Consider the following 9,284-nt stretch of genomic DNA (forward strand, 5'->3'; position numbering starts at 1 on the left):
CTGACGGAACAGCCCTTCCCGTGAGTCGGCTTTGCCGTCGATCATTTGGTCCAGCGCACGAGCCAGATCCGGTGTCAGGCCGGAGATCACCATGACATTGCCGGAACCCGAGGCAGTGCCAGGCGTGTTCCATTGGAAGCAAACTTGAATTTCCTGCGGGTTGCCGTTGCTATCAAGGTAGACATAACGGTCTTCCTGGCCTTCAGAGCGCCCTGGAGGCATGCGCACGCCCGCACGCTGCATCAGCACACGCAGATCAAATTCGTTCACAGCGTTGTTGGCACCGGCTTGCGCGTTACGGACGCCAGCCGCTGCGTTGCCGCGGCAGATGGGAGCCAGGGTAGCTGCTACCCCGGTCATATTTGCTCCAGAGACCGGCAAATTATTCGCTGCTGCATAGTTCGCACCATTCACCATCAGGCGAGGTTGTATCTGGCTGTCGCCCGGCACCACGCCGGTACGCTGTGTATGGGCGTTATAGGCCAGCACCCACTGATCGATGAACTTCTGCTTCACCTTCGTGTATTCGGCATTGCGCTGCACATCCTTGCCGATCGAAATCGCCCCCAGAATCAGGCCGATGATGACGAGCACGACGGCCATTTCGACGAGGGTGAAGCCCCCCTGAACCTTCTTTTTCATGTTTTCTCCAGTGTGCCGCGCGCCGCTTGCCATCCGCTGCCGACGAGGCGTTTTCATAGTGACTAAAAGTAGAATCGCGACGGCAACAAAGGATTGCCGAGCATCAATAAAATTCAGGGGCGATGATAGCCACCGTCCTAACGCAGGCCAATACGACTTAAGTCTTACGACGAGGCTGGCGCACAACAGGTGTGGTGTTTTTTATATCGGGGAAGCGGCAACGCTGCGGCGCAATGTGCAGGGCTGCGCATCGGCGGATGCGGGGAAACGAATACGATGCGGGACGTGAAAGAGTCCCGCCAGATCAGGATGCGGCGGACGAAGCGGTCATGCGTCCTCGAACATTTTTTCCATCTCTTCTCGTCTGCCTGTCTCGGCGACATGCAGAATCAGCACATTCCTCAGATCATGTGCGGGGTGATGGGCGCGATGCCTGGCGAACCAGAATACTTCGCTCAGATCTTCCTCCTCGTGCGACGTCGTCATCACGGATTGGTCCTCGGGAATCTCTTCATAGTCGAATGCCTCAAGGCTTGCTTCTTCGACCGACTCGTTCCACGAGTCGCATTCCTTCCCCCAGGCCATCAGGTAGCGGCAGCCGGAAGAAACCAGCCAGCGGCTCACCTCCCATTGCCACATCTGCGACACGTCGGCGTCAATGGCAAGGATCGCCTTGAACGGCGCAAGGTCATCGATCGCCGGCAGCGCGGCATCCGGCTTCATGTGCAGGTATCTCAGGGAAGTTTTCAGCATTGCATTGAATCAATGATGGGATAGGTGGGCCCGGGTTGGATGTCGATTCTCAATGCGCCGTTCCCATGGGCGATGCATTTGAAAAATCCGCAGCGGTTCGACCGTCAACGAAAAAGGCCGTGAGCGGCCTTTTTCGTCATGCGTGCAAGACGGGCTACCGAACCGGCGAGTAATTCACCGGCACCCAGACGTAACCCTTGCCGTTGGCACGTACCCTGCCGATGCCCGGGAAGGACAGGTGCGAGCCGCCGACCAGGTAACCCTGCTTCGCGGCTTCCGCATAGGCTTTCTTGCGCTGCGCGGCAGCGGCCTTGCTGTCGGTGTCGAACTGGATCGTCACCGCCGGATTGTCGAACTGGATCGCCGCCACATGCATCAGGTCGCCCCACAGCACCATTTTTTCACCCTTGCTTTGCACTTCAAATACCGCATGTCCGGCAGTATGTCCATGGCTGGCGATGGCCTTGATGCCCGGCACCAGGTCGGTCGTGCCCTCGAAGGGCTTGAAGCGGTCCGCCTTCACATAGGGATTCAGCGACGCCATCGCGCCCTGAAAGAATCCCTTGGCGTCGGCGGGCGCCTTGTCGAGATTGGCCTGGTTCAACCAGAAGTCCGCGTCATGCTTGTCCGCGCGTACGATCGCATTCGGGAACGCCATCCTGTCGCCGTCCATCAGTCCGCCGACATGGTCGGGATGCATGTGGGTAATGTAGACCTCGTCCACCTGTTCCGGCTGATAGCCGGCGGCTTTCAGGTTGGCCAGCAGCTTGCCGAGCGTCGGACCGAACAGGCCGGCGGCGCCGGCATCGACGAGCACCAGCTTGCTGCCGGTGTTGATGAGATAGCCGTTGACCGATGTTTCGACAGGGCTCTTCAAATAATTCTTTGCGAGGGCCTGGTTCACCTTGGCCGGCGTGGTGTTGGTCAGCAGCTTGTCCACCGGCAGTTCGACGGTGCCGTCGGACAGCGCCGTGATTTCGAATTCGCCGAGCATCATGCGGTAATAGCCGGGCGCGGAAGTCTTGACCATCGGCGCGGCGGCGTGTGCGGCAGAAGTGGCAATGGCGGCGGTGGCGATGATGATGGATGTGGCGATGCGCGAGGCGCGGTGTGCAAGAGTCTTACCGATCATGGAGTTCCCTTTTTGTTGGTATGGAATGACAGCGATTTTCAAAGCGGATGAAAACATCTCTGCTGACTGTCCGGGAGTATGCCGAATAATCCGGAACGCCGCAGCCCCTGCCCTTCTCCGCGACACTCGTGGGAAAGGTAAAATTGGCCGGCATGCATAACTGCAGCGGCACATCACAAATCACCTCAATCGCCCCGATGAAAATTCAAATCGCTTCCGATCTTCACCTCGAATTCATGCAGGACCGGTTTCCGGATTACCGGGCGGTCGAACCGACCGATGCCGACGTACTTGTCATCGCCGGCGACATCCATCACCACATGGGTGCGATCGCCGCGTTCAGGGACTGGGGCAAGCCGGTCGTCTATGTGCATGGCAATCACGAGCTGTACGACGCGGACCACGAGGCCATGATCGGCGAATTGCGCCGCACGACGAGCGGCACACCAATCCATTATCTGGATAACGATTCGCTGGTATTGAATGGCGTACGTTTTCTCGGCTGCTGCCTGTGGACCGACTATCTGCTGTATGACGAAGACCCGTTGCCTGCGATGCGCGAGGCGGAGGGCGTATTGTTCGATCACCGGATGATTCGCTCCGGCGACGGCCTGTTCAGCGCGAGCGAGGCGGCTCGTATTCACCAGCATTCGCGCGTCTGGCTGGAACGGCAACTCGATACGCCGTTCGACGGCAGGACGGTGGTCGTCACCCACCATGCGCCGCATGCGCAATCGATTCATCCTCGCTTCGAAGGCAGCGCGCTGAATCCGGCGTTCGTCAGCGACCTGAGCGCGCTGATGGGGAAAGCCGACTTGTGGGTGCACGGACATGTGCACGACAGCGTCGACTACAGGATCGGCACGACCCGCGTGATCGCCAACCCGCGTGGCTATCCGCTCAACCGCAAGGATGCCGCCACGCTGGCGGAGATCAATTGGGAAAACCCGTTGTTCGATCCGGGGCTGGTGATCGAACTTCCTTGACCGGGGCGCTCAATCCTCGTGATGCTTGTGTTTCTTGTGCTTGTGTTTGCCGTTGCCGCCACCGTATTCGGCGGACTTCACGAAATAAACAGGTTGGGCGCAGGCGTTGTACTTGTGACAGTGCTTGTCCCACTTCTTCGCATGGCCGGGCGGCACATGCATGTAAACAGGCTGGACAGCCACCGGGCGCGGCTGCCGCACCACCATCACGGGTTGCTGATACACCACCTGCGGACGGGTGTTGCCGATATCCACGCGGCCATACACCCCGGGACTCACTTCCCCTGCAACGCTGATGCCGACATCGACATTGCCCGCCTGTGCTGCGCCGCCGGCTGCAAACAGCAACAGTAAGGCGATTGTTTTTGCTTTATTGACCATGAAACTTCCCTGAGACGTGATGAGATTGGAACGCGATCGCAGGTGCGACGCCGCTCATGCAAGATTCTAGCTGTGGGGACTGATAGATGTCGTGCGTCTTTGCAACAATTCGCTACTTCAACGGGCCGTTTCCCGGTCAAGCACGCGTTTTTCTTCCCATGAGCGATTTGTGCTGCATCACATGGCATTTTCCTGCCCTCATTCGCCCTGCTCTTTCCGTTCATCCATGTATGCAAGGAAAAACGCTTGATGGCTGACAAAGCTTTTCGTCTTTGACAACAAAACCGAAAAATGCATCGAATAATCAGATATGTAACAAAGCGTTTCAAAATGATTACATCAACTTCTTGGAGACCGTGATGCGATTGAGAACCGGATTATTCAGTGGAAAGAACATTCTTGTCGGCGCCCTTTTGTCGGCTGCCACGGCATCGGCTTTAGCGACACCGCCGGGGCGGATGACGGGAGGCGGCTCGATTTATTGCCAGGACCCGTATTATCGTGTCACGTTCGGCTATCAACTGCACTGCCAGCCCGGTGGTCCCGGGTCTATCCCGGAGCCCAACAATCTGGAGATCAACTTCTCGCGCGGGGACAATTTTCACCTGACCCAGCTCAATGAAGCGTATTGCATCGGCGACGGCACCACCCGCCCATCGGCGCCGTTCCGCACGATTACCGGTACCGGCACCGGCACATTCAACGGCGAACCGGCAACAGTGGAGTATCGGCTGGAGGACAATGCCGAGCCCGGCGGCGGCCAGGACCTGGCGACGTTCATCATCACCACCTCGCAAGGCAAGGCACTCGCCTGTACGCAGTTCCTCGAAGGAGGCAACAACCAGGCGCATCGCGCAACCGGCAGGATCGCACGCTGACATCCGCGTGACATGTACCAAAACAAAAGCCCGCGGTGTAGGCACCGCGGGCTTTTGTTCGTACGTCCGACGTAGACTGCAAAAGAATCACGCAATTTCCGTAAAGCGCCCGGCCTGAAAATCCCGTACCGCCTCGAAGATCTGATCGTTCGAATTCATCACGAACGGGCCGTATTGCGCGATCGGTTCATTGAGCGGCCGGCCCGCGATCAGCAGCACACGCGCCGGACCATCGGCTTGTATGACGATGCCGTCACTGCCGGCGTCGTTATCCAGGATGGCCATGCGCTGCGACGGCACCTGCGTGTCGCCGATCCGCACATTACCCCGATACACATAGATGAAGGCGTTGTGCGTTGCCGGGAGGCGCTTGGTGAAACCGGCGACATCGCTGAAATGCAGGTCGAGATACAGCGGCTCGGTGGTCTCGCGCTGCACCGCGCCCGCCACGCCGTGGGCCTCGCCGGCGATGACGCGCACCGTGACGCCTTCCGGCGTCGTGAATTCCGGCACATCGGCATTCGGAATGTCGCGATACCACGGCTTGATCATCTTGTCCTTCGCCGCCAGGTTCAGCCAGAGCTGAAAGCCTTCCATGCGGCCGTCTTCCTGTTCCGGCAATTCCGAGTGCACCACACCTCGGCCGGCGGTCATCCATTGCACGCCGCCGTTATCGAGCAACCCTTCGTTGCCGGCACTGTCGCGGTGACGCATGCGCCCGGCGATCATGTAGGTCACTGTTTCGAAACCGCGATGCGGATGGTCGGGGAAGCCGCCAATGTAATCCTGCGGATTGTCGGTGCCGAACGCATCCAGCATCAGGAACGGGTCGAGCCTGCGCTGCAGCGGCTGGGTCAGAACACGGGTGAGCTTGACGCCGGCGCCGTCGGACGTCGCGGTGCCTGCGACCAGGCGTTCGACGCCGCGCGGCCGGACGACGGTCTCGGCGGTCGGTGCTGCAAATGCGGTGGTAGTCATGTCGAATCCTTTCAATGTGTCAGATCTGTTCCTGTGCTGCCGAATGTGCAACGGAATGCGCCGCCGCTACCAAGCCGGATGCGGCGGCACCTGGTCGATTCATGCCGGCAGCGCTTCTTCTATCTGGCTTTGCGCCGAAGCGAGCGCACGCTGCTCCGCTTCCGGTCCCATCGCCAGGCCTTCCGCGTAGACGAACTCGACGTCCGTCATGCCGAGGAAGGCGAGCACGGTTCTCAGGTACGGCACCTGGGTGTCGCCCGGCGTATCGCGATGGATGCCGCCACGGGTCAGTGCAACATAGACCTTCTTGTTCTTCAGCAGTCCTTCCGCTCCCTTGTCGGTGTACCGGAAGGTTACCCTGGCGCGGGAAATCGCGTCGATCCAGTTCTTCAACTGGGCCGGGACGCCGAAGTTGTACATCGGCACGCCCAGCACCACCACGTCGGCGGCCTGGATTTCGGCAATCAGCGCATCGTCCAGCGCCACGCGGGCGGCCTGATCGGCACTGCGCTGCTCGGCAGGGGTGAACAATGCCTGCAGCGCGCTTTCGTCCAGGACCGGGTGCGGATTGCGGGCCAGGTCACGTACTGTCAACGTCGCATCGGGATGAGCATGACGCAGCCGCTCAACCAGGTTGCCGGCGAGGCGGGTGGAATAGGAACCATCGACACGGGCGCTTGAATTGATTTGCAGAATGTTCATGTTGACTCCTTCAGGTAGTGTTTCATTCATGAGATACGGTAAGCACAGTGTATTTGTCTCATGAGCGTGCCGGAAGATGCCAAAACGGATAACATTGTTCCACTCATAGAACAATGGAGGGAATCATGCATCTGGAGCCGAATGACCTGCTGCTGTTTGCCCGCGTCGCGGATGAAGGCAGTTTCAGCCGCGCGGCGGAGCGGGTCGGCCTGCCGAAATCGACCGTGTCGCGCCGCATCGCGTCGCTTGAATCGCAGCTCGGGGAACGCCTGCTGCTGCGCACGACGCGCAAGCTGACCATCACCGATTTCGGCCATAGCGTGCTCGAACACGCGCAGCAGGTCGCGAACGAAGTGGAGGCGGCGAGTTCGCTGGCGCAGCATCGGCAGATCAGGCCGAGCGGCAGACTGCGGGTATCGATGCCAGGCGACCTTGCCAACGTGGTGCTCGGGCCAATCATGGCGCAGTTCATCGCCGACTATCCCGACATTTCGCTGGAGGTCGACCTGTCGCCGCGCAGGGTGGATTTGATCGGCGAGAATTTCGATCTGGCGGTGAGGATGGGGGAATTGAGCGACGACGCATTTCTTGCGGCGCGCCAGTTGGCGGTGTTTTCCGGCGGCTTATATGCGTCGCCCGGCTACCTGAAGCAGCATGGCACACCGGGCACGCCGGAAGATCTGAAGCAACATCAGGCGCTGCGTCTGCTGCAGCGCTCGGGCGACGCGGCAACATGGGAACTGACCCGGAACGGCGAGCACTGGTCCGGCGGACCGCCGGCACGCGCGGTGATCAACTCACCGGAACTGTTGCTGCGACTGGCGCGGCTGGGTTCCGGCATTGCTGCCGTATCCCATCATTACGCCGAGCCCTTCGTACGCGGCGGTGAACTGGCGCCGGTGTTGCCGGAGTGGAGCCTGCCGCCGGTTGCCGCCTGGGCGGTATTTCCAGGACGGCGGCTGATGCCGGCGCGCACCCGGGTATTCATCGATGCATTGCAGGCCCAGCTCAGCGGACCGCAATGCCGCGCCGTCGATGCGCAGGTGCTGAAGACAAAGCAGGATTACCTCGCAAAACACCGCTGACGCGATGCTTTCCGGCATGGCCGGTGCGGCCGGGCGGAATCAAGTATTCTCTTGTGCTTTGCCCGCGCCGGCCGCTCTTCCCTAACAACGGTTTCCAATGACGCATTCACTGACCCCGTCCACTATCCTGATGCTCGTCGTTCCGCCGTTCCTATGGGCCGGCAACGCCGTCGTCGGACGGCTGGTGCATGAGATGGTGCCGCCGATCACGCTGAATTTCCTGCGCTGGGCGATTGCGCTGCTGATCCTGCTGCCGATGGCCAGCTTCATCTATCGCCGCGGCAGCGGCTTGTGGACCCACTGGCGGCGCTTCGCGGTGCTCGGCCTGCTCGGCGTCGGGCTCTATAACGCGCTGCAATACCTGGCGCTGCAAAGCTCGACGCCGATCAACGTGACGCTGGTGGCGGCCAGCATGCCGGTATGGATGCTGGCGATCGGCTGGATGTTTTTCCGCGCGAAGGTGTCGCCGAAGCAGGTGGCCGGCGCGGCGCTGTCGATCGCCGGCGTGGTGCTGGTGCTGTCGCGCGGTGAATGGCGGCAATTGCTCGCGCTGCGCCTGGTGCCGGGCGATCTGTTCATGATGCTCGCCACCATCGCATGGTCGGTGTACAGCTGGCTGCTGACCTTGGGCCGGGAGCAGGACCCGCAGGATATCCGCGCCGACTGGGCGGCGTTCCTGCTCGCGCAGGTGACTTTCGGCGTGCTCTGGTCCGGCGCTTTTGCCGCCGGCGAATGGGCGATCGCCGACCGGCATATCGCGTGGAGCTGGTCGCTGGCGGCGGCGCTGCTGTTCGTCGCCGTTGGTCCGGCGGTGGTGGCTTTTCGCTGCTGGGGCGCGGGCGTGCAGCGCGTCGGGCCGAATATCGCTGCATTTTTCAGCAATCTCACGCCGCTGTTCGCGGCCCTGATGTCATCCGCCTTCCTCGGCGAGGCGCCGCATCTTTTCCATGGCGTGGCGTTTGCGCTGATCGTCGGCGGCATCGTGCTGTCGTCGCGGCAGTAAGCTGCCGGCACGCTTCCGCGGCGGCAGGTACACTTTGCCGTCGCATCTACCGCAGGAGCTTTTTTGCGCACTATCCTTTCTTTCCGGAACGTCCTGGCATTGGCTTTGATTGGCCTGGCGGTGGCGCTGGCCGGCTGCTCGCATGTCAATCCTTACTTCGATCCGGCCAAGCCGCACCATACGCCGCAGGGTTTCCAGAATAATTACCCGCCCAATCCCGCCTATCAGCGGCCGCAGGTCAGCTTCACGCAAAGCTGGCTGAACCGCATTCGCAACTGGACCAGCGACAAGCCGGAGCGGGAGCCGATCCGGCCCCTGTTGCCGATCAGGCCGGATCTGGCCTTCATTCATGGAAACAAAAGTGCCGCGGCGCTGACCTGGATCGGCCATGCGACCTTTCTCCTGCAGACCGCCAATGGCCTGAACATTCTCACCGATCCGATGTTCGACGACCGCGCATCGCCGCTGCCCTTTGCCGGGCCAAAACGGCACCAGCCGCCGGGAATGTCCATCAGGGAATTGCCGCGTATCGACGCGATCCTGATCAGCCATTCACACTACGACCACCTGTCGCTGCCGTCGCTGCGCGCGTTGTATGCACAACCGGGCGGACCGCCGATGCTGTTCGTGCCGCTGGGCATCGACGTCTGGCTGGAAGCGAACGTCACCGGCGGTGACCGTTCCCGCATCGTCAAGTTGGACTGGTGGGACAGCGCGACCATTGCCGGCACGGAAATTCACCTG

Annotated in this window: 11 protein-coding genes; 5 read left to right on the forward strand and 6 right to left on the reverse strand. The window is 60.9% G+C overall.

Annotated elements, in window-relative coordinates; translation table 11 throughout:
* From VGU61_RS13695 to VGU61_RS13705, 3 genes are all read right to left on the reverse strand, one after another.
* Nucleotides 1–642: type II secretion system protein (locus VGU61_RS13695; RefSeq protein ID WP_326859701.1), on the reverse strand; the 642-nt coding region annotated here is incomplete at its 3' end.
* Nucleotides 643–969: 327 nt separating this feature from the next.
* Nucleotides 970–1,395, reverse strand: coding sequence for a DUF7684 family protein (locus VGU61_RS13700; RefSeq protein WP_326859702.1), 426 nt, complete (start codon nucleotides 1,393–1,395; stop codon nucleotides 970–972).
* Between the two features lie 154 nt (nucleotides 1,396–1,549).
* Nucleotides 1,550–2,527, reverse strand: coding sequence for an MBL fold metallo-hydrolase (locus VGU61_RS13705; protein ID WP_326859703.1), 978 nt, complete (start codon nucleotides 2,525–2,527; stop codon nucleotides 1,550–1,552).
* A gap of 197 nt (nucleotides 2,528–2,724) precedes the next feature.
* Between VGU61_RS13705 and VGU61_RS13710 the strand changes: the two genes are divergently transcribed.
* Nucleotides 2,725–3,513, forward strand: a complete 789-nt coding sequence (locus tag VGU61_RS13710; RefSeq protein ID WP_326859704.1) for a metallophosphoesterase — start codon at nucleotides 2,725–2,727, stop codon at nucleotides 3,511–3,513.
* Between the two features lie 9 nt (nucleotides 3,514–3,522).
* Here VGU61_RS13710 and VGU61_RS13715 read toward each other — a convergent pair whose 3' ends face one another.
* The gene (locus tag VGU61_RS13715) at nucleotides 3,523–3,894 is read right to left on the reverse strand and encodes a hypothetical protein (RefSeq protein WP_326859705.1); all 372 of its coding nucleotides are present in this window, start codon (nucleotides 3,892–3,894) and stop codon (nucleotides 3,523–3,525) included.
* Between the two features lie 359 nt (nucleotides 3,895–4,253).
* Here VGU61_RS13715 and VGU61_RS13720 point away from each other — a divergent pair, with 359 nt between their 5' ends.
* A complete protein-coding gene (locus VGU61_RS13720) occupies nucleotides 4,254–4,772 on the forward strand; it encodes a hypothetical protein (RefSeq protein ID WP_326859706.1) in 519 nt (172 codons plus the stop codon).
* Nucleotides 4,773–4,859: 87 nt separating this feature from the next.
* On the opposite strand, the gene VGU61_RS13725 is transcribed toward VGU61_RS13720, so the two are convergent.
* Nucleotides 4,860–5,750 carry a pirin family protein gene (locus VGU61_RS13725; RefSeq protein ID WP_326859707.1) on the reverse strand — a complete coding sequence of 297 codons (891 nt, stop codon included), beginning with the start codon at nucleotides 5,748–5,750 and terminating at the stop codon, nucleotides 4,860–4,862.
* A 99-nt stretch (nucleotides 5,751–5,849) separates the two neighbouring features.
* Nucleotides 5,850–6,452 (reverse strand): FMN-dependent NADH-azoreductase, encoded by a 603-nt coding sequence (locus tag VGU61_RS13730; RefSeq protein ID WP_326859708.1) that lies wholly within the window; start codon nucleotides 6,450–6,452, stop codon nucleotides 5,850–5,852.
* Nucleotides 6,453–6,577: 125 nt separating this feature from the next.
* On the opposite strand from VGU61_RS13730, the gene VGU61_RS13735 reads away from it, so the two are divergent.
* From VGU61_RS13735 to VGU61_RS13745, 3 genes are all read left to right on the forward strand, one after another.
* Complete coding sequence (locus tag VGU61_RS13735) at nucleotides 6,578–7,537, forward strand: LysR family transcriptional regulator (RefSeq protein ID WP_326859709.1); 960 nt, start codon at nucleotides 6,578–6,580, stop codon at nucleotides 7,535–7,537.
* 97 nt (nucleotides 7,538–7,634) lie between these two features.
* The gene (locus VGU61_RS13740; protein WP_326859710.1) at nucleotides 7,635–8,540 is read left to right on the forward strand and encodes a DMT family transporter; all 906 of its coding nucleotides are present in this window, start codon (nucleotides 7,635–7,637) and stop codon (nucleotides 8,538–8,540) included.
* A 63-nt stretch (nucleotides 8,541–8,603) separates the two neighbouring features.
* Nucleotides 8,604–9,284 (forward strand): MBL fold metallo-hydrolase (locus VGU61_RS13745; RefSeq protein ID WP_326859711.1); only part of this gene is annotated, 681 nt, incomplete at its 3' end.

This window comes from Noviherbaspirillum sp., assembly GCF_035944575.1.
In the GTDB taxonomy this organism is placed as follows: domain Bacteria; phylum Pseudomonadota; class Gammaproteobacteria; order Burkholderiales; family Burkholderiaceae_D; genus Noviherbaspirillum.